This window comes from Streptococcus oralis (assembly GCF_003943395.1).
Classification (GTDB): Bacteria; Bacillota; Bacilli; order Lactobacillales; family Streptococcaceae; genus Streptococcus; species Streptococcus oralis_BF.
Genome location: NZ_RJPJ01000003.1, coordinates 117,451 through 141,740 on the forward strand (window position 1 = coordinate 117,451; position 24,290 = coordinate 141,740).

Genomic DNA, 24,290 nt, shown 5'->3' on the forward strand with positions numbered 1-24,290 from the left:
TTTTTGCTTGCTAGAAAAAGGGGTTAAAGGTCTTTTCGTGAGCGATGGTCGTAGCTGGACCATGCCCAGGATAGACATCGTAGTTAGGGAGAGTAAAGAGTTGCGTCTGAATGCTATGGAGGAGTTGTTCCGTGCTACCTGTAGGAAGGTCTGTTCGTCCGATGGTTTCTCGGAATAGGGCATCTCCAGTCAAGACTAGATGGGCATCAGGAAAGACCAGGGAAACGCCGCCGATAGAGTGCCCTGGGGTCGGTAGAACAGTAAAACGAAATTCATCAAGCTGGTATTCTTCATGAAAGACAAAGGTGTGTTCTGCAGGTTTTGCGACCACATCTGCCATATCATCGTGACGAGGTAGGCCAGAGAGATTGTCAACGGGAGTATAGAGCCAAGAAGCTTCACTCTCTGCTACATAAACTGGAGGATTTCCAAAAGTCTCACGCACCAAGTCCAGACTCATAATATGGTCGTAGTGGGTGTGGGTCAGGAGAATCGCACAGACGGATTTGTTGATTTTCTCGATGGTCTTGCGAATGGCTTCCCAATGGCTACCTGGGTCAACCACAATCAGGTGTTGGTCTCCCTCTATATAGTAGGTGTTTTCATAGGCAACAGGATTCACGGTTTTATGGATTTTCATAGGATTTCCTCTCTCAAAGAATGTACTAAACTAAGTATAGCATAGAAGAGGGAAATAAAGTGAAAAGAAAGTCCCTCTTTTGTGTTAGAGGGACAATGGTTTTATTTAAACTTGAAACCTTCGTAAATGAGTTTTGCTTTGGGATTCTTTTTCTTGATTTGCTTAGCAAGGGTCTTCATCATAGGAAGAGGTCCACACATATAAACAGTAGTCTGGTCAGGGATTTCTTCTTGATCCAAAGTCAGGTATCCTTTTTCATTGCTATCGACCAGCTGCAGGTCAAAGTTAGCATTTTGACGGGCGTAGTCTCGAAGTAGATCTAGGTAGACAGCATTTTCCTCTCCATGGAAACTATAGTAGAAGCGGACGCTCTTGTCTAGGATAGGATGCTCCCGGATATAAGGGATGAAAGGTGTCATTCCAATTCCACCTGCAATCCAGATTTGCTGCTTTGGACCATGTTCCATAGTCATATGTCCATAGGCGCGATCAACTGCAACCTTGCTACCAACTTGAAGATTGTCATAGATATTCTTAGTGTAGTCACCAGAGTTTTTAATCGTAAAATAAAGAGTTCGTCCTTGTCCTCCAGAGATAGAGAAAGGATGTGGAGCAGTCTCAAAACCTTTTTGGAAAATTTTTAGAAAGGCAAATTGCCCGTATTCGTAGGTGAAAGGATGACTGAGTTCTATTTCAATTTCAGTCGTATCGTGGTTGAGGCGTTTGATTCCTACGATTTTTCCAAGATAGGTGAAACCGACCTTTTGATAAAGGAAAATAATATAAAAACCTGCAAGCAAGCCTAAAATAGCATAGATTCCAAAGATAAGACCTAGGAAACTAAAGGAGAGGAGGCGATTTCCCATGATCATCAAAACATGAAAAAGGCCAAAGATATAGGCTAGATAAACAAATCGATGAATCCATCTCCAAGCTTCATACTGGATGTATTGTCCCAGATAGGCAACCAGAACGATGCTGATAAAGATATAGATAGCTATATTTCCGAACTGGGCGGCCAAATGCGAACCCCAGAGACCGCCCATGCTAAAGTTGTGTAGAGTTAGTAGGAGAATGGATAGAAAAGCGGTGAATTTATGAGCTAGATACATCTTTTCAAGTCCGTTAAACCAAGCCTCAAGCAGGAGTAAACGGCTTGCTAGTATAAAAGTAAGTGAGAGGGTGGTGAGAGCTAAACCAGGGATTAGAAACTGACTAGCACCTGAACTGAGCCAAGCTAGGATAGTCAGAAGCATACTAAGTCCGATAAATAAAATACCTTTTAATGATTTCATAGTAGAATTCCTTTCATGGATTTATCTTATATTAGATGTAATAAGGATTGTTACATTTTAACAAAAAAAGAATCTCTCGTCAAGGTTTGTGATTTAGACAGACTTTTCTGCCCCTTTTTTCTAAAAAAGCCAACGAATCGGCTGATCCATTGACTTTCTTATCTTAACGATTTTTCCAAGCTTGGTAACGGGTGTCGATCAAGAGTTGGGTTAAGCGTCCCATGGTTTCTCTTTCTTCGGGAGTGAGAGATTGAGCTTGGACAAAGAGATGGTGAATGTGTTCAATGACCTTGAAGGAAGAAAGATCGTTGATAGAGGAGATGCCTGCATCAAGAATGATTCCAAAAAAGAGGTCGAAGTAGAGCTGCAGTTCTTCGTCAGGAACTGTTTCAACCCATTCCTTGAAGGTTGTATCGACTTGTTGGCTATCACTATTGGTCTCATTCAGTTGGACAAAGTGTTTGTCTGCAACCTGCCAACTAAAGGTGTCGTGCTGGGCAATACCACCTAGGGCAGTGCTTCGAACGACGATTTTTTTGTCAGGAATTTCCAGCATCATCCCGATGATAGAACCTTGTGGGACAAATACTTTTGTTCTTTCCATCATGTTTTGATAGCCAGCTGTTTCGGTTAGTTCCTTGTGAAGTCCAGGGGCATCAAAAGTATAGACAGCGACAATGTTTTTCTGCAAGTTTGTATCGAGTTGACTGGCAGCATAGACAGCTAGATTGCCCCCTTTGGAGTGTCCTGCTAGGATAACCTTTTGGTTAGGGTGTTGAGCAAAAAAGTTCTCTAAATACTGGAGGGCATGTTTTTGAGCTGGAATTTCCTTCATATAGGTCATATGGAAATCTTCTTTCCAACCGATGATACTGTCATCAGTTCCGCGAAAAACAAGTAAATAGGTATCGAGGCTGATACGATAAGTCATGGCTGCAAACTGTTTTTGCAACTCAGGATCAATATCATTGATAAAATCTGAAAGTTTGCAATTTTTAAAACGTTTGTGTTGAGCGAGTTGATCCAATAACTGGAGGCGGTTTTTGCTGGTCAACATCGTCGTTTCTCTAGAGATTTGAGGTGCAAGATCTATGAGGCGCTGGGGTTCTTGGGTGACTACACCATCAAAAGTAAGGTAGGTTAATTCGGTCAAGGCAAGAACATCTAACTCATTCACGGGGAGGTCATAAAAGGAATCGTATGCTACATCATTTAAGTAGTCAAAAATATTAGCCATAAAAGCTCCTTTCTCTATGTTTATCCTATCACATTTACCTAGAATTAGCTAGTAGGCTTGTTGGAATGACCTAGTAGGGTTTGATTGAAATACATAGAAGATAGATTGCTCCTATTTCAAACCTCTAAACGAGCTTACTTGTATGTTTTTGCTATCAATCCCATTTTCCTTTAAAAAATTCTTCATCTCATTTACATCATCAGGCTGACCTGTGATGAGATAGCTGGCTTGATTGCCGTATTCATCAATAGCACGTTTTAAAAATTCTTGACTTTGAGAAAGTTCATCGCTAGTTTTATAAGTAAAATTCGTTGTTTTTTGAGTCAGTTCTTTCATCTCATTATCGAAAATAGTAACTCCTTTATCAAAATGGTTGAGAATAATCGGACATTTACCAGCCCATTCTTTGATAAGGGGGCGTAGAGCAGAAATACCAACATCAGATGCAAAGCAAACTAGTGGCTGATTCGTATCTTTAACGGTCAAAGAGGAATCCAGCCAACTCATCTCAATCTCACTGCCAGCCGGTAAATGTGTCAAGGTTTCCTTAAAGAGGCTACCACTATTATGAGTTAAAATGAGGATTTCATCTTCATCAGGTGTGGAGGCAATGGTTAGCCATCGACTAGATTGATTCCCTTTATCTTCATTTTTTCTAGTAGTAGACGACGTATCAGGGAGTGTGAACTTAGCATAAGCCCCAGCTTTCAAGATTTGGTGACTCGGTTTTGTGATATGAATTAAATATAAATCTCCGCTGGGGTTTTCGATGGATTTTATCGATAATGTCTGGCTTCGTCCAAGATAAGCGATGGCACCCCAAGTTATAAGGCCTAAGACTCCAAGTGTTGATAGAATGATAATAAACATTTTTTTACCTCTTTTCATTTTTTATGACTCCTGTTCTTAATTTTATGAATGAACTATAAAATAATTCATTCATATCTTTTTAAAAAATAAAGAAATCCATTCTTTATTTTAGAACTCCTTTAATGAAGTTGGTTGCAAGTATTTCAACAGTTTTGCCAATATCTGGAAAATCTTTTTCCGTGATATGCATATCCATATAGTAAAACAGATTATAAACCTGTAAAATATCTTGAATCTTTTCTGGCGAGTACCCTTCAGCCTGCATACGATTTGTAAAAGTTTTAACTAGAAACTGATGAAAAGGATTTGCGACTTTGCCTTCTTCTGTGGAATAGTAGCTGTGCAACTCATCTGCGATGGCAGGATTGTACCATTCTGCAAGGATTTTATTGGAAGAAACGAGAGTTCTGGACTGAGCAAAGAGTTGACCAATGAGGTCGGTCATGTCAATTTCCCAATCCAGTTCTTCGATCATAGCTTGGCGAACACGGTTGTTTTCATCTATATAGATGTCTAGAAAAATGGCTTCTTTACTCTCGTAATAGTTATAAAAAGAACCTACTGCCATACCAGCTTGTCTAGCAATTTCTGAAATTCCTGTCGCCTTGTAACCTTTTTTCGAAAAAACTTCATAGGCCGCTGTCTTTAAAGCTTGTTTTTTGTCCAATCTGATTTAACCTCCTTTGTTTCATGAATGAATAAGTTGATTTGTTCATTCATATTCTAACAAATCATGGCTAGATTGTCAATAAGAAGGCTAGATCTATTAAATAAGTTAAAGAAACGCTAACTAAATGAGTACAAAAAGGAAAATATAGGATAAGGCTGGAACTATACTTAAAAATAAGGTATGATATCAGTGGGAATGTTCTCTATATAGCATCTGTTTACTGATCTGGATTTGGGAAATAGGCTGCTAAACAGTATGAGACACTGATCCGTAGATTTGATATGAAGGGTTTTGATGCTTTGAGTAATAACAAAGGAGGAGCGCATGCACAAGATTTTACTAGTAGAGGATGACCAAGTTATTCGGCAGCAAGTTGGGAAACTGCTCTCTGAGTGGGGGTTTGAAGTCGTTTTGGTAGAGGATTTTATGGAAGTATTGAGCCTTTTTGTTCAGTCAGAACCTCATTTGGTCCTCATGGATATTGGTCTGCCTCTTTTTAATGGTTACCACTGGTGCCAAGAGATTCGCAAGATTTCCAAGGTTCCCATCATGTTTCTGTCTTCGAGAGATCAAGCGATGGATATCGTCATGGCGATCAATATGGGAGCAGATGACTTTGTGACCAAGCCTTTTGACCAGCAGGTGCTCCTTGCCAAGGTACAAGGCTTGTTGCGCCGTTCCTATGAATTTGGCCGTGATGAAAGTCTGCTAGAGTATGCGGGTGTGATCCTCAATACCAAGTCTATGGACTTGCACTATCAGGGGGAAGTTCTGAGTTTGACCAAGAATGAATTTCAAATTTTGCGGGTCTTGTTTGAACATGCTGGCAATATCGTGGCGCGTGATGACCTGATGCGGGAACTCTGGAATAGCGACTTTTTCATCGATGACAATACCTTGTCTGTCAATGTTGCTCGCCTGCGTAAAAAGTTGGAGGAACAAGGATTGGCAGGCTTTATCGAAACCAAGAAAGGGATAGGATACGGACTGAAACATGCTTGATTGGAAATCATTTTTTCTAGCCTATCTGTGTTCTCGCAGTCGCATCTTTGTCTATATTTTTTCATTAGGCTTTCTCGTCCTTCTCTTTCAGTTTTTATTTGCTAGTCTAGGAACTTATTTTCTTTATTTCTTTCTGCTCAGTAGTTTTTTGACCTTCTTATTTTTGGCTTGGGATATTTTTGCAGAAGCTCAGGTTTACCGGCAGGAAGTACTGTATGCTGAAAGAGACCCAAAGTCTCCTTTGGAGTGTGTGCTAGCGGAAAAACTCGAAGAGCGTGAGTCTGAATTGTATCAAAAGAAGTCAGAAGCGCAAAGCAAGCTGACGGATTTGCTTGACTACTACACCTTGTGGGTTCACCAAATCAAGACTCCCATTGCAGCGAGCCGTCTCTTGGTAGCAGAAGTGTCTGATCGTGATGTCAAGCAGCAACTGGAACAGGAAATATTTAAGATTGACTCCTATACCAATCTGGTGTTGCAGTATCTTCGTTTGGAAAGCTTCCACGATGACTTGGTATTTGAAAAGGTTCAAGTGGAGGACTTGGTTAAGGAAGTTGTCCGTAAGTATGCTCTTTTCTTTATCCAAAAGGGACTGACGGTCAATCTCCATGATCTTGACAAAATCATCGTGACCGATAGGAAGTGGTTGTTGGTAGTCATTGAACAAATCCTCTCAAACAGCCTCAAATACACCAAGGAAGGTGGACTAGAGATCTATATGGAAGGTCAGGAGCTCTGTATCAAGGATACGGGAATCGGGATTAAAAACAGCGATGTTCTCCGAGTCTTTGAACGTGGCTTTTCAGGCTATAATGGTCGTCTAACCCAGCAGTCATCTGGACTTGGACTTTATCTATCTAAGAAAATTTCTGAAGAACTGGGCCATCAGATTCGCATTGAGTCTGAGGTTGGAAAAGGAACAACCGTACGGATCAAATTCGCTGAAGTGAAGCTCGTTATTGAGTAAAAATAAATGAGAAAAAGCCTCCGAATGGAGGCTTTGGTGTTAACTACTTATTTCTCAACGCGCGATTTGTTGGCGATATCAGCCAGGATAGATTCAACAAAGTCATCAACTGAGACAGTGTGTGTTTCTTTTTGGCCGTAGCGGCGAACGTTGACTGTTCCGTCTTCCATTTCCTTGTCCCCAACGATCAATTGGTAAGGAATTTTGCTAGTTTGTGAAGCACGGATTTTGAACTGCATTTTTTCATTGCGCTCATCTACATCTGCACGGACACCGCGGTCACGGAGTTTCTTAGCCACTTCCCATGCGTAGTCTACGTGTTTTTCGTTAGAAACTGGGATGAGAGTTACTTGGTGTGGTGCAAGCCATGTTGGGAAGGCACCTTTGTAGTTCTCAATCAAGATAGCTGTGAAGCGTTCCATAGTTGAGATAACACCACGGTGAATCATAACTGGACGGTGTTCTTCACCATCAGGCCCGATGTATTTGAGGTCGAAGCGTTCTGGAAGCAAGAAGTCAAGCTGGATAGTCGAAAGGGTTTCTTCTTTTCCGAGAGCTGTCTTAACTTGGATATCCAATTTTGGTCCGTAGAAGGCTGCTTCACCTTCAGCTTCAAAGTAGTCAACACCCATTTCATCAAGTGCTGCACGAAGCATGGTTTGGGCATTTTCCCACATCTCATCGTTGTCAAAGTACTTGTGAGTATCTTGAGGGTCACGAAGAGAGAGACGGAAGCGGTATTCAGTCAAGTTGAAGTCTTCATAAACATCGATAATCAACTGAAGGGCACGTTGGAATTCTTCTTGGATTTGTTCAGGAGTTACAAAGAGGTGACCGTCGTTGAGGGACATTTCACGTACACGTTGAAGACCAGTGAGGGCACCAGATTTCTCGTAGCGGTGCATCATACCGATTTCAGCGATACGGATTGGCAATTCACGGTAAGAGTGAACATGGTGTTTGAAGACTTGGATGTGGTGTGGGCAGTTCATTGGACGAAGGACAAATTCTTCCCCGTCACCCATGTCCATAGTTGGAAACATGTCTTCTTGGTAATGATCCCAGTGACCAGAAGTCTTGTAGAGTTCAACAGAAGCAAGTGGTGGAGTGTAAACGTGTTGGTAGCCAGAAGCTAACTCCTTGTCTACGATGTAGCGTTCCAATTCACGACGGATAGTCGCACCGTTTGGCAACCAGAATGGCAAACCTTGTCCGACTTCTTGTGAAATCATGAAGAGGTCAAGCTCTTTACCAAGTTTACGGTGGTCACGTTCTTTAGCTTCTTCTCGCATTTGAAGGTAGTTTTTCAAGTCTTTCTTGTCAAACCAAGCTGTACCGTAGATCCGTTGCATCATCGCGTTGTCGCTATTTCCACGCCAGTAAGCACCTGCTACATGAAGAAGGTGGAAGATTTGGATGCGGCCTGTTGAAGGGACGTGAGGTCCACGGCAGAGGTCCACGTATTCACCTTGACGGTAGATGGTCAAACCACCCTCGTCTTCAGAGTGTTCTTCAATCAATTCCAACTTGTAAGGGTCGTTTTTGAAGATTTCACGCGCTTCATCTTTGGTTACTTCCTCACGAATAGATGGGAAGTTTTCTTTAACGATCTTTTGCATTTCTTCTTCGATACGAGGAAGGTCTTCGTTGGAGATTTGACCAGCCTGATTGTCCGTATCATAGTAGAAACCATCTTCAATAGCTGGACCAACTCCCAAGTGAATGTCTGGGAAAAGGCGACGAGCTGCTTGGGCGAACAAGTGGGCAGCTGAGTGGCGCAAGATTGGAAGGGCATCTTCGTGATCAGGTGTCACGATTTCGATGCTTCCATCTTCAGTGATAGCACGAGTCGTGTCGATGAGTTTGCCGTTGAATTTACCAGCGAGAGCTTTTTTAGCTAGAGAATTGCTGATGCTTTGTGCAATTTCAAAAGTAGTTACGCCAGATTCGAATTCACGAACAGCGCCATCTGGGAAAGTAATCTTAATCATGGTTTTCTCCTTAAATATTTATTCTATTTTTGTTGGGCAATTTTAAGAGCCGAGCAACTTCTTCCGCAGTCTGATTCTCTGATTGACTACCATCTGTTACAAGGCTAGAATAGCCTAATTTCATCGCTTCCTGCCGAACCATTTGGGCAAAAAGAATGTCTCGTTGCATCCAGTTTTCAAAAGCTTGCTCAGGATTGGTTGTTCCCTCTAAAACATAAGGAACCCATTCTCTCTGTTTATAGTGCTTTTTCTGAAAATCAGCTGTCGGAGTCAAGCATAGATAGGAAGACGCTGGACATTCAAGCTCCTTTACCAAGTGAGGCAAAAGTCCTGCTCCCTCAACCAAGAGAGGTCTGTTTTGATTTTTTATCAAGTAAGGTTTTACATAAGGAAAAATCTCTTCATAAAAGCGCCATTCTTCATCTGCCATCTCTTCTGGATTTCTCATCCAGATTTGTTCTGGACTTCTATCCTGTCTAAGAAGGCAAATTGGCTGTGAGTCTGCACTTGCTTGACTCATCATCTCATCTACCAGATCATCCAGTTTGATATGAAGCAGCTGATACTGTCTAGCAAGAAGTGAAGCAATTGTTGACTTCCCACTGCAAGGCGATCCGCCAATCATATAAAGCATCATTCTTCCTCCTTCTGACAAAATAAAAACGACATCCTCGAAAGGACGTCGCAACGTGGTTCCACCTTCATTTATGCAAGTCGAAAAGACCTACACCTCTGATTGGCTCTAACGTAGCCACCGTTTTATGTTTTCATAAAAGTCAGTAGAGTAGTATCAGTTTAGGCTCTCTATGCGTTTCCAGCAACCACGCACTCTCTAGTAGAAAGGGACTAAGTGACTTGTCTCTATGCATTATTATAGCATGATTGCGAGAATTTTCAAGGATTTTGTGAAAGTTTTTTATTTTTTCCTCGCTGGAGCATATATTTAATACCTGAACCTGAAGCCATACCAAGTAGGGCAAAGAGTTCATAAGCTAGGAAATAAACGAGAATGAATTCATTGAAAGTGATGATGGTAAAGCAATAGAGAAGAGCAATACCGAGCAGCCACCACAGTGAGAATTGGAAACGGTAGCTATAAAGAAGGGACACGATGAAGGTTGCCAAGGGTGAAAAGAGGATGATGTTATAAATGTAAAGCCCTTTCAACGTATAAGGATCAGATATCAGCAGCAAAAGCAACTCATAGAGGGGCCAGTAAAAGAAGAAAATGACAAGGCAGTATGGAATATACTTAAGATATTTCCGCATGGCAATAGTCCTCCAATCTACAAAAATTGAGAGATGTTGAAGACCACATAATCCTAAATGAAGGGGAACTCTCTACCTATATTATAGCACGGTTTGGAAGCTCTTACAAGTTAATGCAGTGAGCAGTGATAGTGATTTTTTGCAGTGTTTTCTGCTATAATACTAACAGAAGAAGTAAGAGGAAATGAGGAGAAAGAATGACGAAAATAGCAGTTCTTTCAGACATACATGGAAACACGACAGCCTTGGAAGCTGTACTGGCTGATGCAAGAGCAGCAAAGGTGGACGAGTACTGGCTTTTGGGGGATATTCTGATGCCGGGAACGGGACGTAGAAGGATATTGAATCTTTTAGCGGCTTTGCCTATCACTGCAAGAGTTCTTGGTAATTGGGAGAATAGTCTCTGGCGAGGTTTGCATCGTAAGCTAGATTTGACAAAAGCTAGTCATCGCTACCTCCTACGTCAATGCCAGTATATATTAGAAGAAATCAGCCCTGAAGAAATCGAAGACCTCCACAATCAACCCATGCAAGTTCATCGTCAGTTTGGTGATTTGATGGTGGGAATCACTCACCATCTCCCTGATAAAAACTGGGGTAGAGAGTTGATTCATACGGGAAAACAAGAAGATTTTGATAGATTAGTGACGGAACCGCATGCCTCCATCGCAGTATATGGCCATATCCACCAACATTTGCTTCGTTATGGAAGTGATGGACAGTTGATTCTTAATCCAGGGTCCATTGGACAACCCTTCTTTTTAGATGCGCGGTTGCGTAAGGACCTGCGTGCCCAGTATATGATCCTAGAGTTTGATGAAGCGGGTTTGTCTGATGTTGATTTTCGTCGAGTGGATTATGATGTAGAAGCCGAATTGCAGTTGGCTAAGGATGTAAAGCTCCCCTATTTTCAGGTCTATTATGAAAGTTTGGTAAATGGGATTCACCACACTCATAATCAGGAACTTCTGTGTGAAATTGCCAAAGAACAGGGGCATGATGCTGAGTTGGATGCATGGTTGGATAGTGGTAATGATTGACATTACAACGTAAAAGGGTATAATGGGTATCAGATAGGATGTGAAAGGAGAAGAAGATGCAAATTTCAAGTCGATTTACGATTGCGACTCATATGTTAATCATTATTGCCATCAAGAGTCAAGAGAGTAAGGTAACTAGTGATTTTCTCGCAGCTAGTGTTGGGGTCAATCCGGTCATTATTCGCAAAACCTTGTCTCAACTCAAAAAAGCTGAACTGATATCAGTTGCGCGTGGGACGGGCGGTACCGAGATTCTCAAAGACTTACAAGATATTAGTCTTTTTGATGTTTATCAGGCAGTCGAATGTTTAGGAAAATCTGGTAAACTCTTTAGTTTCCATGACAATCCCAACCCCAACTGTCCAGTAGGGGCCAATATTCATGAAGTTTTAGATCAAAAATTGCTAGATATCCAAGAAGCGATGGAAAACCAGCTTCGTCAGACGAGTCTGGATCAGGTTGTGGCAGATACTCAGGATAAAATGACAAAGTAAGAGGGCTAGAGTCCTCTTTTTCTATTACCGCTCTTTTTATGAGTTGGGCAAGAAGAATTGTGGTAAAGTGTACTAGATGCTTTACGGTAAACTATAAAGAAAAATGTGAGCCTCGGTTTCAGGTTCACATTTCATTTTTTACTCATGGCAAAATAGCCTTTAGTTGGTTCAGAATGGTTTGTAAGGTTACGACCGCTTGTTCTCTTTGTTGTGGTTGATAGAGTAGCTGGAAATACTTGCGAATAGTTTCTTCAAATTGCTTAGGGAGGAGAGTACAATTGGTCTTTGCGTACTCCAACATTCGTTTTTCACCAGGATGAGTTTGCTCATTGAGGGCAAACAGCAAGTCAAAGTAGGAAGCAAAAAATTCACTTGTACGATGATTCATGCTAAGAAGATCTTGACGTTTGATAGCTTTTTCAATTTGATGAGAGAAGGCAGGCATGGCCTGGTCTAGCAAAAGGAGTTGCCTTTCAATGATATGTTTTTTAAGTTCCTGAGGATAGGGAATCTGGTAAGTCTTTTGGAGAGAAGCATAGCGTCCATTTGGATCGTATAGGATTTTGCTATGGAGTAGATTGTGCCACATGCAAGTTGTATAGGCATTTTGAGCTTTGTGTTGAAAAACGGTTGAGTTCAATTCCTGTTCAAACGACTCCAGCGAACGATAAATCAACTCGATTTCGACACCGTTGTTTAGCACGCAGTCATCCTCTAGTTCCCAAAACTGGTTTCCAATTTCCATATAAGAACAGTACTTACTCAGAATGTTTTGGCGAATCGTCTCATCAATAGGAGAGTTGAGATAGACATAAACGTCATAGTCAGAATTTTGATCATAGTTTTGTCCTGCACGAGAACCACCAAGAGCGATGGCTTCTACTTGCTCCAATTGAGAGAATTCTTTGTAAAGTTCGTTGATCATGATTTTTCTCCTTGCTTTATGGTTTTAAAGTCATTTTATCAAAAAGTAAAACGTTTGCATAGCATTAAGTTGCTACTTTTTCATTTATAGCAAAAAATGTGAACCCCTGTTGTTGGTTCACATTTCTTTTTTTATTCTGCTGCTTGTTGCCAACGTTTGGCTAGCATGCGAGACAGGCTAGAGATTGATAGGTTAAAGCTGAAGTAGATGAGGGCAATCAGGATGTAAAGGCTAAAGACCTGCTCTGGTTCGAAATAGCGTCCCATGAGAATTTGGCTGGCGCCAAAGAGTTCTTGTAGGGCGATAACCGAGTAGAGGAGACTGGTATCCTTAATCACGGTTACAAACTGAGAAATGATAGCTGGCAGCATTTTACGGATCGCTTGTGGGAGGATGATATGGTAGAGGATTTGCACAGAGGCGAATCCTTGCGACATTCCTGCTTCGTACTGGCCCTTGTCCACGGCATTGAGACCACCACGGATAATCTCAGCCAAGGCTGCTGATGTAAAGAGGGTGAAGGCGGTAATACCAGCTGGTGTGGACTTCATCTTGAACACCAAAAAGATGGTAAAAATCCAGAGGAGGTTGGGAACGTTACGTACAAACTCGATATAAATGCTGGATATGATTTGCAAGACAGGATTTTTCCCGTTTCTCATGACGGCTAGCACTGTTCCGATAAGGGTCGAGAGGACGATAGCAATCAGAGAAATGTAGAGGGTCAAGCCAAATCCTTTAAAGATAAAGACTAGGTTATCTGGGGTTAAAACTTCTAAAATAGATTCCATAGTAACCTCCTAAAGTGAATAGGCTTTTTTGTTGGCTTGCTCCATCTTGCGACCAAACTGGGCGACAGGGAAGCAAAGGGCAAAGTAGAGAAGAGCAGCGCCTAGAAAGGCTGGGATGTAGTTTCCGTTGAGAGCTGACCAAGACTTGGTCACAAACATCAAGTCTACTCCAGAGATTATAGCTACGGTAGAGGTATTCTTGATGAGGTTAACGATTTGGTTGGTCAAAGGAGGAAGGATGATACGAAAGGCCTGAGGCAAGATAATCAAGCGCATGGCACTGATATAGGTAAAACCTTGCGACAAGGCGGCCTCCATTTGACCATTAGGAATAGACTGAATCCCTGAACGAATAACCTCCGCAATATAGGCACCGTGATAGAGACCTACACATAGTACAGCTGTCCAATAAATCGGAATCATGATGGTGTGTTCACTGATAAGAGGCAAACCATAAAAGACGATGACAAACTGCACCAAGAGGGGAATGTTTTGATAAAATTCGACAAAAATACGAGCCAAAACACGCAAGAATGGGCGTTTGCTAGTTGACATGGCCCCAAAGAAGATGCCCAAAACCATAGCGAGGATAAAGGAACCAACCGCTAGGGCAAGGGTGAAGAGGAAACCATTGAAAAATTGTCCAAAATCCTGAAAATAGGCTGTCCAAGATGATAAATCTGTCATGGGGTGTCCTCCTTAATCTGCAGTATGGCTAGATGGTTTAAGCTTGTAACGGTCATAAAGTTTCTGCAAACTACCATCTTTGCTCCATTTAGTGACCAAGGTATCAAGATAGTCGTTTAGCTCGGTATTTGATTTCTTGGTAACAATACCGTAGTCAGATGGCTTAAAACTATCATCTAGTAGTTCTGTCCGTTTACTGATGTAGCCAGACAGGATAGAACGGTCTACAGAAAAGGCATCAATACGGTGAGCGTGAAGGGAAGTAATCAATTCTGGGTAGGAACCAAGTTCGACGAATTTAAAGGTTAGACCTTTCTTTTTGCCCAGTTCAGTAATCAAGCGTTGGGTGATGGAACCTTGAGCAACTCCGATCGTTTTACCGTTTAGCTCTTCAATGCTTTTGATGTTGGCGGATTTATTGACCAAAAAACCAGAAGCATCCGTATAGTAGGGACTGGTGAAGTTGTATAATTTTTTACGTTCGTCTGTGATAGTGAAAGTTGCGATATCCATATCGACTTGTTCATTGTCTAGAAGGGGGCCACGTGTCTGAGCGGTAACTGGAACGTAGCGAATCTTGACTTTGAGTTCGTCTGCAATCATCTTGGCCAAGTCCGTTTCGATACCAGAATAAGTCTCGGTCTTGGGATCCTTGTAGCCAAAATTAGGAACGTCTTGTTTGACACCGACAACTAGTTCGCCTCTTTTTTGAATGTCTGCGACGCTGGTATCGGCTTGGACTGGTTTGGCAGCAGCAAGGCTGAAAAGGCTAATCAATAATGCTGATAAAAAGAGTTTCTTTTTCATAGGCTCCTCCTTATTTGACTTTGTCACTTTCGTGGTTGATAATTTTGCTGAGGAATTGTTGGGCACGAGGTTCGCTTGGATTGTCGAAAAAGTCATCGACATCTGTCGTATCCACCAAAACTTCTCCGTCAGCCATAAAGATAATGCGGTCAGCAACTTCACGGGCAAAGCCCATTTCGTGGGTAACGATGATCATGTTCATCCCGTCATGTGCCAGTTTTTGCATAACTGCTAGAACATCTCCGATAGTCTCAGGATCAAGAGCAGATGTTGGCTCATCAAAGAGGAGGAGTTCCGGATGCATGGCAAGACCACGAGCGATGGCAATCCGTTGTTTTTGTCCACCAGATAGCATGGCTGGATAGGAATCTTTCTTGTCCCACATATTTACAAATTCCAAATATTTTTGGGCTGTTTTTTCAGCTTCTTTTTTATCAATTCCTAGAACTTTTACGGGTGCAAGTGTTACGTTTTCTAACACTGTTTTGTGAGGGTAGAGGTTAAAATGCTGGAAAACCATGCCGACTTCCTTGCGAAGAGGAACTAAATCTTTCTGGCTGGCACCTGCTACTTGGTGTCCATTGACTAGGAGACTTCCTTTGTCAACAGCCTCTAAACCATTGATCGTACGGATAAGAGTAGACTTCCCAGAGCCGGAAGGTCCAAGCAGGACAACAACTTGTCCTTTTTCAAAACGGAGATTGATGTCGCGGAGTGCGTGGTAGTCTCCGTAATATTTTTCGACGTGTTCAAATTCTACTAAAGCCATGAGAGATCTCCTTTGTGTTAGGTTTTATAACATGATTCTACAACAAAAGAATGTTCTTGTCAAATTAAATCAGAAAAAAATTAGTAAAATTGTAGTAAAAAGTAATCAAGATAGAGAAAATGCCTAAATCATGTTATAATGAAACGATAGAATTCTTAGAAAGAGTGGATGTTTTTTTGATAACTCCTACTTATGAATGGCAGTTTGCCCCGCAGGTTGAAGATGCGGATTTTACAAAGATAGCCAAGAAGGCTGGACTGGGTCCTGAGGTGGCTCGGTTATTATTTGAAAGAGGGATTCAGGATGAAGAAAGTCTAAAGAAGTTTTTAGAACCTTCTTTAGAGGACTTACATGACCCCTATCTGCTTCATGATATGGACAAGGCAGTGGAACGGATTCGTCAGGCCATTGAAGAAGGGGAAAACATTCTCATCTATGGAGACTACGATGCGGATGGTATGACTTCAGCGTCGATTGTGAAGGAAAGTTTGGAACAACTTGGTGCCGAGTGCCGTGTTTATTTGCCAAATCGTTTTACCGATGGCTATGGACCAAATGCCAGTGTCTATAAATACTTTATCGAGCAAGAGGGAATTTCCTTGATTGTGACAGTGGATAATGGGGTTGCGGGTCACGAAGCCATTGAATTGGCCCAGTCTATGGGAGTGGATGTCATTGTGACCGACCACCATTCCATGCCAGAAACCCTTCCTGATGCCTATGCGATTGTTCACCCTGAACATCCAGATGCGGACTATCCTTTCAAATATCTGGCTGGTTGCGGAGTGGCCTTTAAGCTAGCTTGTGCCCTTTTAGAGGAAGTACAAGTGGAGCTGCTCGATTTGGTCGCCATCGGAACTATTGCAGATATGGTGAGCTTGACAGATGAAAACCGTATCTTGGTTCAGTATGGTCTAGAAATGCTGGGGCATACTCAGCGCATCGGTCTGCAAGAAATGCTAGACATGGCTGGGATTGCTGCGAATGAAGTGACAGAAGAAACGGTTGGCTTTCAGATTGCCCCTCGTTTAAATGCCTTGGGGCGATTGGATGATCCCAATACTGCCATTGATTTGCTGACTGGATTTGATGATGAGGAAGCACATGAGATTGCCCTCATGATTCACCAGAAAAATGAAGAACGTAAGGAAATCGTCCAGTCAATCTATGAAGAAGCTAAGACCATGGTGGATCCTGAGAAGAAGGTCCAGGTTTTGGCTAAGGAAGGCTGGAATCCTGGCGTTCTGGGTATCGTAGCTGGGCGCTTGCTAGAGGAATTGGGGCAGACAGTCATCGTTCTTAATATAGAAGATGGCCGTGCCAAGGGCAGTGCACGCAGTGTGGAAGCGGTCGATATTTTTGAAGCTCTGGATCCCCATCGAGATCTCTTCATCGCATTCGGTGGCCATGCTGGTGCAGCAGGAATGACGCTGGAAGTGGAGAAACTTTCAGATTTATCTCAGGTCTTGGAAGACTATATCCGTGAAAAAGGCGCAGATGCTGGGGGTAAGAACAAGTTAAATCTAGATGAAGAGCTAGACTTGGAGACACTTAGCTTGGAAACGGTTAAAAGCTTTGAACGCTTGGCACCTTTTGGAATGGACAATCAGAAACCTGTCTTTTATATCAAGGATTTTCATGTCGAAAGTGCCAGAACCATGGGAGCAGGCAATGCCCACCTCAAACTAAAGATCTCCAAGGGTGAGGCGAGTTTTGAAGTGGTGGCCTTCGGTCAAGGTAGATGGGCAACAGAATTTGCTCAAACCAAGAATTTAGAGTTGGCAGTCAAATTGTCTGTCAACCAATGGAATGGTCAAACTGCCCTCCAGTTGATGATGGTGGATGCGCGTGTGGAAGGCGTTCAACTCTTTAACATTCGTGGGAAGAACGCAGCCTTGCCAGAAGGGGTTCCAGTCTTGGATTTTGCTGGAGAATTGCCAGATCTAGCGACCAGTGAAACTGTGGTTGTGAAAAACATTCCTGAGGATATTACCTTGCTTAAGACCGTTTTTCAGGAACAGCATTTCTCTGCGGTCTATTTCAAAAACGACATTGACAAGGCCTACTATCTGACAGGTTATGGAACCAGAGAGCAGTTTGCTAAATTGTACAAGACCATTTACCAGTTTCCAGAGTTTGATATTCGCTACAAGCTCAAAGATTTGGCAACTTATCTCAATATCCAACAAATCTTGCTGGTCAAGATGATCCAAGTATTTGAAGAGCTGGGCTTTGTGACGATCAAAGATGGTGTCATGACAGTTGATAAAGAAGCGCCGAAAAGGGAAATTGCTGAGAGTCAGATTTACCAAAATCTCAAACAAACCGTCAAAGACCAAGAAATGATGGCTCTTGGAACAGTTCAGGAAATCTATGATTTCTTAATGGAAAAAAGTGAATAGAGATAGAAAGAGTTGGCTTGCTGACTCTTTTTATATTCATGAATAAGCTCCAATTGGAGTCGGTTTTGTGTTATAATGAGGAAAGAGGACTAGTTGGCAGATAAACTGGTTAAAGGAAAGCCTGGAGGTGTCAAATGGATAAGCTGAAGAAAAAGAGATTACGAGCGGACTATAAAAAGCAAGAAAGACAAAAATTCGAAGAAAGTTTGCCCCTGTCAAGGGAGCTCTTTTTTGACTTGTTTGACTTTTTGGATGTAGAGCTTGAATATCAAGCTTGTCAGGACGATTTTTTATTAACACAAACATTTCTAGAAGAGCACAATGTGGATATCGAAACAGTTAGAGACTTTTTAGAAGCAAATGGAGCCTACTGTGACTGCGAAGTGCTATTCAATGTCGCGGAAAGATTTGAAGAGTGACAGGAAGCTAGTCAGAAAACATTCTTTTGAGGAGCTTGTAGTTCTCACTTGTTTGTGCATTTGAGAAGAGTTATTTATAGTTCTTTAACTGGAAACCTTCATTTTGAAAATTAGTAAAAAAATGGTATAATGAGTGGAAAAGATTCGGCTGAAAGTGAATTGGACTTTCAGAAAAAGAGAGCATTTAAAGCTCTACAAACAGTTGAAGTGACTATTCGGAGGAAAAATGAATACTATTAAATTAACAACACTTGGGGGTGTACGTGAAAATGGGAAAAATATGTACATCGCTGAAATCGATGGTTCTATTTTTGTTTTGGATGCGGGGCTTAAATACCCTGAAAATGAACAGCTTGGGGTTGACGTCGTTATTCCAAATATGGACTACCTTTTTGAAAATAGTGATCGTATCGCTGGGGTCTTTTTGACCCACGGACATGCGGATGCCATTGGTGCCCTGCCTTATCTTTTGGCAGAGGCTAAGGTGCCTGTGTTTGGTTCTGAGTTGACCATTGAGTTGGCCAAACTCTTTGTCAAAGGGAATGATACGGTTAAGAAATTCAATGACTTCCATGTGATTGATGAAGATACAGAGATCGACTTTGGAGGGACTGTGGTTTCCTTCTTCCGTACAACTCACTCTATCCCAGAAAGTTTGGGAATAGTCCTGAAAACAGCTGAAGGTAGCATTGTTTACACAGGGGACTTCAAGTTTGACCAGACAGCTAGCGAATCCTATGCGACGGATTTTGCTCGTTTGGCAGAGATTGGTCGTGATGGTGTTTTGGCGCTCCTCAGTGACTCTGCGAATGCAGACAGCAATATCCAGGTAGCTAGCGAGAGTGAAGTTGGGGATGAAATTACCCAGACCATTGCAGACTGGGACGGTCGTATCATCGTTGCGGCAGTTGCCAGCAATCTCTCTCGTATCCAGCAAGTTTTTGATGCCGCTGCAGATACAGGTCGCCGAGTTGTTTTGACTGGTTTTGATGTTGAAAATATTGTCCGAACAGTGATTCGTCTCAAAAAATTATCTCTAGCCAACGAAAGTCTCTTGATTAAACCAAAAGAAATGTCTCGATTTGAAGACCATGAGTTGATTATCCTTGAGACGGGTCGTATGGGTGAGCCTATTAATGGACTTCGTAAGATGTCCATTGGACGCCACCGCTATGTGGAAATCAAAGATGGGGACTTGGTCTATATCGTAACGACTCCATCTATCGCCAAAGAAGCCGTCATGGCGCGTGTTGAAAACATGATCTACCAAGCTGGTGGTGTGGTGAAACTCATTACCCAAAGCTTGCGAGTATCCGGACACGGGAATGCGCGTGATTTGCAGTTGATGATCAATCTTTTGCAACCAAAATACCTCTTCCCTATTCAAGGGGAATACCGTGAGTTGGATGCGCATGCCAAGGCTGCCATGGCAGTTGGAATGTTGCCAGAGCGTATCTTCATTCCTAAAAAGGGAACGACCATGTCCTACGAACACGGAGACTTTGTTCCAGCTGGAGCTGTTTCTGCAGGTGATGTCTTGATTGATGGAAATGCCATCGGTGATGTTGGAAATGTCGTCCTTCGTGACCGTAAAGTCTTGTCAGAGGATGGAATCTTTATCGTGGCGATCACTGTCAACCGTCGTGAGAAGAAAATTGTGGCCAAGGCTCGCGTCCATACACGTGGATTTGTTTATCTCAAGAAGAGCCGCGATATTCTCCGTGAAAGTTCAGAATTGATTAACCAAACGGTAGAAGAGTATCTTCATGGTGATGACTTTGACTGGGCAGATCTCAAAGGCAAGGTTCGTGACAATCTGACCAAGTACCTCTTTGATCAAACTAAGCGTCGTCCAGCAATCTTGCCAGTCGTGATGGAAGCAAAATAATAAGCAGAATACCTACAGAAAAAGTCGAAATTCGGCTTTTTCTTATAGAATAGTAAAAGGAGACAACCATGGCAGTTATGAATATCGAGTATTACTCTGAAGTTTTGGATATGGAGTGGAGCGTTACTGTACTTTATCCAGATGCCAGTCGAGTAACTGAACCAGATTGCACAGATATTCCTGTTCTTTATCTTTTGCACGGAATGTCAGGGAATCAAAATAGCTGGCTCAAACGTACCAATGTCGAACGCTTGTTGCGCGGAACCAATCTCATTGTTATCATGCCCAATACTAGCAATGGTTGGTACACCGATACCCAGTATGGTTTTAACTACTTTACTGCTCTAGCAGAAGAGTTACCTCAGGTTATGAAACGTTTCTTCCCCAATATGACCAGCAAGCGAGAAAAGACCTTTATTGCAGGCCTCTCCATGGGTGGCTATGGTTCCTTCAAGCTAGCTCTAGCAACTGATCGTTTTTCTCACGCAGCTAGTTTTTCTGGTGCGCTCAGTTTTCAGGAATTTTCTCCCGAAAGTCAGGATCTGGGCTCACTTGCCTACTGGCGAGGAGTTTTTGGAGAAATCAAAGACTGGACAGCTAGCCCTCATTCGCTTGAAACTATCGCTGCGAAATCGGATAAAAAGACCAAACTATGGGCTTGGTGTGGGGAGCAAGACTATCTCTACTCTGCAAATAATCTCGCAGTGAAAAACCTCAAAAAACTTGGTTTTGAGGTGACCTATAGTCATAGTCCAGGTAAGCACGAGTGGTACTACTGGGAAAAACAATTGGAGCGTTTTTTAGCTACATTACCAATTGACTTCAAATTAGAAGAGAGACTGAGTTAGTTTTTATAAATGAACCAATATTTATAGTTGTTTTTGGCTTAAACAAAGTATAAATTTCTAATTATCTTTTTATATTTTCTTAAATGCTCGTAAAGCCTTATTCTATGTGCTTTCGAGTATTTTTACTGTAGGAAGATACTTCACGTTTCTTTGCATATTTCCTCATGTCTTAGCTGTCAGAAGTGGTAAATAAGTAGTAAATTCATTTGTACTACTAAGCAACAAGACGCTCCTGTTGCTTCTCTTTATTCAAGCGTTTCATTTCTGCCATTGCAGAATCGAATGTTGCATGTGCGTAATAGTTCAGCGTCATGGCTATATTAGCATGTCCCATAATGTACTGTAATGCCTTTGGATTCATTCCTGCATTTGCATAGTTGGTACAGAATGTATGTCGCAAACTATGTGGAGTGATGTGTGGCAATTTATCCTCGTTATACTTATTGTATTTCTTAACAAGACCTTTCATCATGCCGTTGTAATCACTTGCCACTTTTGGATAGTTCTTTCTATTAAGAAAGAGGAAATCACTATATCCATCAATCTCAACACGCTTATCATTCTTTCGATTCGCTAACACTCGCTTAAATGCTTGATAGGCTTCTTCAACCATAGGAACTTGACGTTCGCCACTTTTGGTCTTTGGTGTTTCAATGTAGTACCCAATTTCAGTATCTCTCAATAGCTGATGGTCTATATTGACAAGACGATTCTCAAAATCTAAATCTGGAAGTGTCAAACCACCAAACTCTGAAATACGAAGACCTGTTTTTAAGAGTATCAGAATTTCATCATAATTTTTGCTGTAGGTTTTATCAGCTTTTGCAAAGGCTAACAGTTTTTCTTCCTGTTCTTCTGTTAGTACGGTCTTAGGGACAGTATCATCATCAAGAACTGCTTTCAGTTGAAAGTCAAATGGATTCTTCCGAACACAATCATCTTGTATAGCAATATAGAATGAAGCCTTTAAAGAACGTTTGTAGTTATTGATGGTTTGATAAGCATAACCATTTTCACTCATTCTAATAGCCCATTCTTTAGCGTCTGATGGCTTAATACTGTCAATACTTCTTACACCTAACTTGTCTTTCTTCAAAATATCCATAAGATATTTGCGTCCAGTTTCAGTGTTTTTTCTAACCTTTGGTCTTTGAGCGTTCTGTTTTGCGTAAAGCTGGCAGAGTGTCATTTTCTTTCCTACAACATCAATACCATCATGAATGTCTTTCTGTAACTCTGCGATTTTCTCTCTAAGTGAGATACAATCACGCTTTCCTGCTGGTACTCGGTCTGTAGCCACAAGTTTCCACGAGTAAACAAATTGCGGTTCTCCAAATGAATCTATATATTTGTATAAGTATCTTCCGTCTTTTCGTTGGCTCTCTCCAGTCTTTAAGATTCGACCTTTATTGTCACGTCTTTTTTCTGACATGGCATTTGCTCCTTTCCTTTATGGAAAGAGCCTTGATACGACTTAATACTATTTTATCATATACAAGACCCTTTGGCGACGCTAGATTGCGTCCAATGTATCTATAATTTTTTCAAATTGTTTTCGTTTAATCTGAATACGATTGCCATTCATAATCAGCCAATTTGCATTTTTATTTTCCTCTGCCAAGCGTCGTAGCTTGTTTTCGCCAATACGAAAATATTTTGACGCTTCTTCAATGGTTAGGGTATAACGTTCCCAAATAGGAATGTCAGTCTGCTTCATAAAATCCTCCTTTCCAAATCACTTATTTGGATTTCATAAAAGTTGTTTTACCAGCAATCGAACAGCTTTAGCAAAGCTCACGGGAGTTCCACCCCTGCATGGTTCTCATGTAGCCATACTCATTGCCTGCGACGGTTTTATCACGCTCGGACTATTGACTGTATGGGAGTATCATTATCACGATAAGAATGTCGTTGCAGGCAATCCTGCTAAAGATTGCTTCTCGGATCACTAACATGAATCGCTCGCTATCTTTATAAGATAGGTCATGGCGGTTAGTTCCGTTGGCTCTTTTCTTATCGAAACGTATTCGATTACTTTTATTCAGTTTTCAAAGAACAATGGCTCGTTAGCCTATCAAAACACATTGAAAGCTCAATATGCTTTGGTGGAATAACAAACCTCCCTGTTCGGGAAGCGTGGAATGGTTTAGCACGCTTCCACGAAAGGAGAGAGGATATTACTTAATTTCAAATGACAAAATCTTTGTAATCAGTCTGGTTTCCATTCTTCCACGTAAGACTTCATCAACGACCATACTTTGATTGCCATATTCATCTTTCATAAGTCGTAGGGAACGCTTCGTTATGTACCCTCTGTAATGATGTAGAATCTGGTTAATCGCTTCGGTATCGCCATCTGTTGCCTTTACAATGAGAGGAAAGGGAATCATAGGATATTGTGTTTTCATTCTTCAAATTCCTCCATAAACTTTTTAATTAAGGCTAGTCCACTGGTTCTATGCCGATAGACAGTAGAACGGTTCAATTTCAACAGGTCTGCAATTTCTGAATCGCTCATGTCCATAAAGTAAAACAGCAGTAGAATTTCACGTTTCTTGTCTGGCAACTCACGTAATGCTTCACTCAACAAATCATTTTCAACGCCTACTGATAACCCATTGAGTGTAAAAATCTGAAAGTCAGTTGAATAGTTATCTGTTGTCGCAAACTGGCTAACAAGATAATCGCCAACATCCGAAAAGGACACCTCACGCTTTGCAATCCTTGAAAGATAAAGCATATAATTCTTTCGCTCGTCTTCCATAGCACGTTTACAGATATAGTCAAACTGATTTTCTATTGTGGTCTGAAAAGAAGATGGTTTCATGTTTCTCACCCCCTTTCTGTCTAGGAAAGGAAGTGAGCCTTGCTCGTTTATCTCCTTTCACTCTTAGTCCCAATGTGAAAGGGGGATTTGTTGCATTACTGATAAATAAACTTTGTAAAAAAGTTCTGAATAGCCAAAAAAGCATATAAACAGATTTATTTCTCTGTTTACATGCTTCTGTTATTCTATCTATATGATTTATAAAACCACATTGGTGGACGTACTTATCTATTGCAGATAGACGACTTTTTTTGACAAGAACCCAATGTAAGGAAATTTATTGTATATGATGTACTTCATGGCGACGTTGACCTCCAACAAACCGCCATTTGGAAGTAATATACAATATTTTAACAGCGTAAATAGCACTACCATATAACGGTTTTTTTTATTGGCGTTTAGTAGTGCTTTTTATTAAATATAAACCTATAAACCATATAACACGTTTTTCT

At 41.5% G+C, this 24,290-nt stretch carries 25 protein-coding genes; 8 read left to right on the forward strand and 17 right to left on the reverse strand.

All coding sequences use genetic code 11. The features are described from left to right. Positions 1–10: 10 nt before the first annotated feature. The 5 genes from D8802_RS03300 to D8802_RS03320 form a co-directional block, all read right to left on the reverse strand. On the reverse strand, positions 11–640 hold the full coding sequence (locus D8802_RS03300) for an MBL fold metallo-hydrolase (RefSeq protein WP_125394779.1): 630 nt from the start codon (positions 638–640) through the stop codon (positions 11–13). Between the two features lie 101 nt (positions 641–741). Next, on the reverse strand, positions 742–1,935 hold the full coding sequence (locus D8802_RS03305; RefSeq protein WP_125394780.1) for a ferredoxin reductase family protein: 1,194 nt from the start codon (positions 1,933–1,935) through the stop codon (positions 742–744). A 163-nt stretch (positions 1,936–2,098) separates the two neighbouring features. Then, positions 2,099–3,172, reverse strand: a complete 1,074-nt coding sequence (locus D8802_RS03310) for a DUF2974 domain-containing protein (RefSeq protein WP_125394781.1) — start codon at positions 3,170–3,172, stop codon at positions 2,099–2,101. Positions 3,173–3,283: 111 nt separating this feature from the next. Next, entirely contained in the window at positions 3,284–4,060 is a 777-nt protein-coding gene (locus D8802_RS03315; protein WP_125394782.1) for a ferredoxin reductase domain-containing protein, read from the reverse strand. An 85-nt stretch (positions 4,061–4,145) separates the two neighbouring features. Beyond that, on the reverse strand, positions 4,146–4,715 hold the full coding sequence (locus D8802_RS03320; protein WP_125394783.1) for a TetR/AcrR family transcriptional regulator: 570 nt from the start codon (positions 4,713–4,715) through the stop codon (positions 4,146–4,148). Between the two features lie 321 nt (positions 4,716–5,036). On the opposite strand from D8802_RS03320, the gene D8802_RS03325 reads away from it, so the two are divergent. Next, positions 5,037–5,714 (forward strand): response regulator transcription factor, encoded by a 678-nt coding sequence (locus D8802_RS03325; RefSeq protein ID WP_000548981.1) that lies wholly within the window; start codon positions 5,037–5,039, stop codon positions 5,712–5,714. Beyond that, the gene (locus D8802_RS03330; RefSeq protein ID WP_125394784.1) at positions 5,707–6,681 is read left to right on the forward strand and encodes a sensor histidine kinase; all 975 of its coding nucleotides are present in this window, start codon (positions 5,707–5,709) and stop codon (positions 6,679–6,681) included. The genes D8802_RS03325 and D8802_RS03330 overlap by 8 nt, the downstream gene beginning before the upstream one ends. A gap of 47 nt (positions 6,682–6,728) precedes the next feature. Here D8802_RS03330 and thrS read toward each other — a convergent pair whose 3' ends face one another. The 3 genes from thrS to D8802_RS10115 all read right to left on the reverse strand — a co-directional run bounded on the left by thrS (position 6,729) and on the right by D8802_RS10115 (position 9,941). Then, positions 6,729–8,672, reverse strand: a complete 1,944-nt coding sequence (thrS, locus tag D8802_RS03335) for a threonine--tRNA ligase (RefSeq protein ID WP_125394785.1) — start codon at positions 8,670–8,672, stop codon at positions 6,729–6,731. A gap of 10 nt (positions 8,673–8,682) precedes the next feature. Beyond that, entirely contained in the window at positions 8,683–9,309 is a 627-nt protein-coding gene (locus D8802_RS03340) for an AAA family ATPase (protein ID WP_125394786.1), read from the reverse strand. 257 nt (positions 9,310–9,566) lie between these two features. Beyond that, on the reverse strand, positions 9,567–9,941 hold the full coding sequence (locus tag D8802_RS10115; protein ID WP_185758188.1) for a hypothetical protein: 375 nt from the start codon (positions 9,939–9,941) through the stop codon (positions 9,567–9,569). Positions 9,942–10,138: 197 nt separating this feature from the next. Between D8802_RS10115 and D8802_RS03350 the strand changes: the two genes are divergently transcribed. Together D8802_RS03350 and D8802_RS03355 are read left to right on the forward strand one after the other, a co-directional pair. Continuing rightward, a complete protein-coding gene (locus D8802_RS03350; RefSeq protein ID WP_125394787.1) occupies positions 10,139–10,981 on the forward strand; it encodes a metallophosphoesterase family protein in 843 nt (280 codons plus the stop codon). 56 nt (positions 10,982–11,037) lie between these two features. Beyond that, positions 11,038–11,475, forward strand: coding sequence for an Rrf2 family transcriptional regulator (locus D8802_RS03355; protein WP_125394788.1), 438 nt, complete (start codon positions 11,038–11,040; stop codon positions 11,473–11,475). A gap of 142 nt (positions 11,476–11,617) precedes the next feature. Here the strand turns inward: D8802_RS03355 and D8802_RS03360 are convergent, their stop codons facing one another. The 5 genes from D8802_RS03360 to D8802_RS03380 form a co-directional block, all read right to left on the reverse strand. Then, a complete protein-coding gene (locus D8802_RS03360) occupies positions 11,618–12,400 on the reverse strand; it encodes a DUF4037 domain-containing protein (RefSeq protein WP_125394789.1) in 783 nt (260 codons plus the stop codon). A gap of 131 nt (positions 12,401–12,531) precedes the next feature. After that, positions 12,532–13,191: an amino acid ABC transporter permease gene (locus tag D8802_RS03365; protein ID WP_125394790.1), complete on the reverse strand. Its 660-nt coding sequence runs from the start codon at positions 13,189–13,191 to the stop codon at positions 12,532–12,534. Positions 13,192–13,200: 9 nt separating this feature from the next. Further along, complete coding sequence (locus D8802_RS03370) at positions 13,201–13,878, reverse strand: amino acid ABC transporter permease (RefSeq protein WP_125394791.1); 678 nt, start codon at positions 13,876–13,878, stop codon at positions 13,201–13,203. Between the two features lie 12 nt (positions 13,879–13,890). Next, positions 13,891–14,685 carry a transporter substrate-binding domain-containing protein gene (locus D8802_RS03375; RefSeq protein ID WP_125394792.1) on the reverse strand — a complete coding sequence of 265 codons (795 nt, stop codon included), beginning with the start codon at positions 14,683–14,685 and terminating at the stop codon, positions 13,891–13,893. A 10-nt stretch (positions 14,686–14,695) separates the two neighbouring features. Then, on the reverse strand, positions 14,696–15,454 hold the full coding sequence (locus D8802_RS03380; RefSeq protein WP_007517700.1) for an amino acid ABC transporter ATP-binding protein: 759 nt from the start codon (positions 15,452–15,454) through the stop codon (positions 14,696–14,698). Between the two features lie 176 nt (positions 15,455–15,630). On the opposite strand from D8802_RS03380, the gene recJ reads away from it, so the two are divergent. From recJ to D8802_RS03400, 4 genes are all read left to right on the forward strand, one after another. Next, the gene (gene recJ, locus D8802_RS03385) at positions 15,631–17,856 is read left to right on the forward strand and encodes a single-stranded-DNA-specific exonuclease RecJ (RefSeq protein ID WP_185758191.1); all 2,226 of its coding nucleotides are present in this window, start codon (positions 15,631–15,633) and stop codon (positions 17,854–17,856) included. A gap of 134 nt (positions 17,857–17,990) precedes the next feature. Then, positions 17,991–18,275 (forward strand): DUF2695 domain-containing protein, encoded by a 285-nt coding sequence (locus tag D8802_RS03390; RefSeq protein ID WP_125394793.1) that lies wholly within the window; start codon positions 17,991–17,993, stop codon positions 18,273–18,275. Positions 18,276–18,501: 226 nt separating this feature from the next. Beyond that, on the forward strand, positions 18,502–20,163 hold the full coding sequence (locus D8802_RS03395) for a ribonuclease J (RefSeq protein ID WP_125394794.1): 1,662 nt from the start codon (positions 18,502–18,504) through the stop codon (positions 20,161–20,163). A gap of 68 nt (positions 20,164–20,231) precedes the next feature. Then, on the forward strand, positions 20,232–21,011 hold the full coding sequence (locus D8802_RS03400; RefSeq protein ID WP_125394795.1) for an alpha/beta hydrolase: 780 nt from the start codon (positions 20,232–20,234) through the stop codon (positions 21,009–21,011). A 214-nt stretch (positions 21,012–21,225) separates the two neighbouring features. Here D8802_RS03400 and D8802_RS03405 read toward each other — a convergent pair whose 3' ends face one another. The 4 genes from D8802_RS03405 to D8802_RS03425 all read right to left on the reverse strand — a co-directional run bounded on the left by D8802_RS03405 (position 21,226) and on the right by D8802_RS03425 (position 23,838). Further along, a complete protein-coding gene (locus D8802_RS03405; protein ID WP_001291561.1) occupies positions 21,226–22,443 on the reverse strand; it encodes a tyrosine-type recombinase/integrase in 1,218 nt (405 codons plus the stop codon). Between the two features lie 81 nt (positions 22,444–22,524). After that, positions 22,525–22,728 carry an excisionase gene (locus D8802_RS03410; RefSeq protein ID WP_000814511.1) on the reverse strand — a complete coding sequence of 68 codons (204 nt, stop codon included), beginning with the start codon at positions 22,726–22,728 and terminating at the stop codon, positions 22,525–22,527. Between the two features lie 460 nt (positions 22,729–23,188). Continuing rightward, positions 23,189–23,419 carry a helix-turn-helix domain-containing protein gene (locus D8802_RS03420; protein ID WP_000857133.1) on the reverse strand — a complete coding sequence of 77 codons (231 nt, stop codon included), beginning with the start codon at positions 23,417–23,419 and terminating at the stop codon, positions 23,189–23,191. Continuing rightward, positions 23,416–23,838, reverse strand: a complete 423-nt coding sequence (locus D8802_RS03425; protein WP_000804885.1) for a sigma-70 family RNA polymerase sigma factor — start codon at positions 23,836–23,838, stop codon at positions 23,416–23,418. The genes D8802_RS03420 and D8802_RS03425 overlap by 4 nt, the downstream gene beginning before the upstream one ends. Between the last annotated feature and the right edge of the window lie 452 nt (positions 23,839–24,290).

Bases quoted from the DNA above. Each gene is read 5' to 3' on its own strand.
- D8802_RS03300 (WP_125394779.1), bottom strand. From the start codon at position 640: ATGAAAATCCATAAAACCGTGAATCCTGTTGCCTATGAAAACACCTAC.
- D8802_RS03305 (WP_125394780.1), bottom strand. From the start codon at position 1,935: ATGAAATCATTAAAAGGTATTTTATTTATCGGACTTAGTATGCTTCTG.
- D8802_RS03310 (WP_125394781.1), bottom strand. From the start codon at position 3,172: ATGGCTAATATTTTTGACTACTTAAATGATGTAGCATACGATTCCTTT.
- D8802_RS03315 (WP_125394782.1), bottom strand. From the start codon at position 4,060: ATGAAAAGAGGTAAAAAAATGTTTATTATCATTCTATCAACACTTGGA.
- D8802_RS03325 (WP_000548981.1), top strand. From the start codon at position 5,037: ATGCACAAGATTTTACTAGTAGAGGATGACCAAGTTATTCGGCAGCAA.
- D8802_RS03330 (WP_125394784.1), top strand. From the start codon at position 5,707: ATGCTTGATTGGAAATCATTTTTTCTAGCCTATCTGTGTTCTCGCAGT.
- thrS (WP_125394785.1), bottom strand. From the start codon at position 8,672: ATGATTAAGATTACTTTCCCAGATGGCGCTGTTCGTGAATTCGAATCT.
- D8802_RS03340 (WP_125394786.1), bottom strand. From the start codon at position 9,309: ATGATGCTTTATATGATTGGCGGATCGCCTTGCAGTGGGAAGTCAACA.
- D8802_RS10115 (WP_185758188.1), bottom strand. From the start codon at position 9,941: ATGCGGAAATATCTTAAGTATATTCCATACTGCCTTGTCATTTTCTTC.
- D8802_RS03350 (WP_125394787.1), top strand. From the start codon at position 10,139: ATGACGAAAATAGCAGTTCTTTCAGACATACATGGAAACACGACAGCC.
- D8802_RS03355 (WP_125394788.1), top strand. From the start codon at position 11,038: ATGCAAATTTCAAGTCGATTTACGATTGCGACTCATATGTTAATCATT.
- D8802_RS03360 (WP_125394789.1), bottom strand. From the start codon at position 12,400: ATGATCAACGAACTTTACAAAGAATTCTCTCAATTGGAGCAAGTAGAA.
- D8802_RS03365 (WP_125394790.1), bottom strand. From the start codon at position 13,191: ATGGAATCTATTTTAGAAGTTTTAACCCCAGATAACCTAGTCTTTATC.
- D8802_RS03370 (WP_125394791.1), bottom strand. From the start codon at position 13,878: ATGACAGATTTATCATCTTGGACAGCCTATTTTCAGGATTTTGGACAA.
- D8802_RS03375 (WP_125394792.1), bottom strand. From the start codon at position 14,685: ATGAAAAAGAAACTCTTTTTATCAGCATTATTGATTAGCCTTTTCAGC.
- D8802_RS03380 (WP_007517700.1), bottom strand. From the start codon at position 15,454: ATGGCTTTAGTAGAATTTGAACACGTCGAAAAATATTACGGAGACTAC.
- D8802_RS03390 (WP_125394793.1), top strand. From the start codon at position 17,991: ATGGATAAGCTGAAGAAAAAGAGATTACGAGCGGACTATAAAAAGCAA.
- D8802_RS03395 (WP_125394794.1), top strand. From the start codon at position 18,502: ATGAATACTATTAAATTAACAACACTTGGGGGTGTACGTGAAAATGGG.
- D8802_RS03400 (WP_125394795.1), top strand. From the start codon at position 20,232: ATGGCAGTTATGAATATCGAGTATTACTCTGAAGTTTTGGATATGGAG.
- D8802_RS03405 (WP_001291561.1), bottom strand. From the start codon at position 22,443: ATGTCAGAAAAAAGACGTGACAATAAAGGTCGAATCTTAAAGACTGGA.
- D8802_RS03410 (WP_000814511.1), bottom strand. From the start codon at position 22,728: ATGAAGCAGACTGACATTCCTATTTGGGAACGTTATACCCTAACCATT.
- D8802_RS03420 (WP_000857133.1), bottom strand. From the start codon at position 23,419: ATGAAAACACAATATCCTATGATTCCCTTTCCTCTCATTGTAAAGGCA.
- D8802_RS03425 (WP_000804885.1), bottom strand. From the start codon at position 23,838: ATGAAACCATCTTCTTTTCAGACCACAATAGAAAATCAGTTTGACTAT.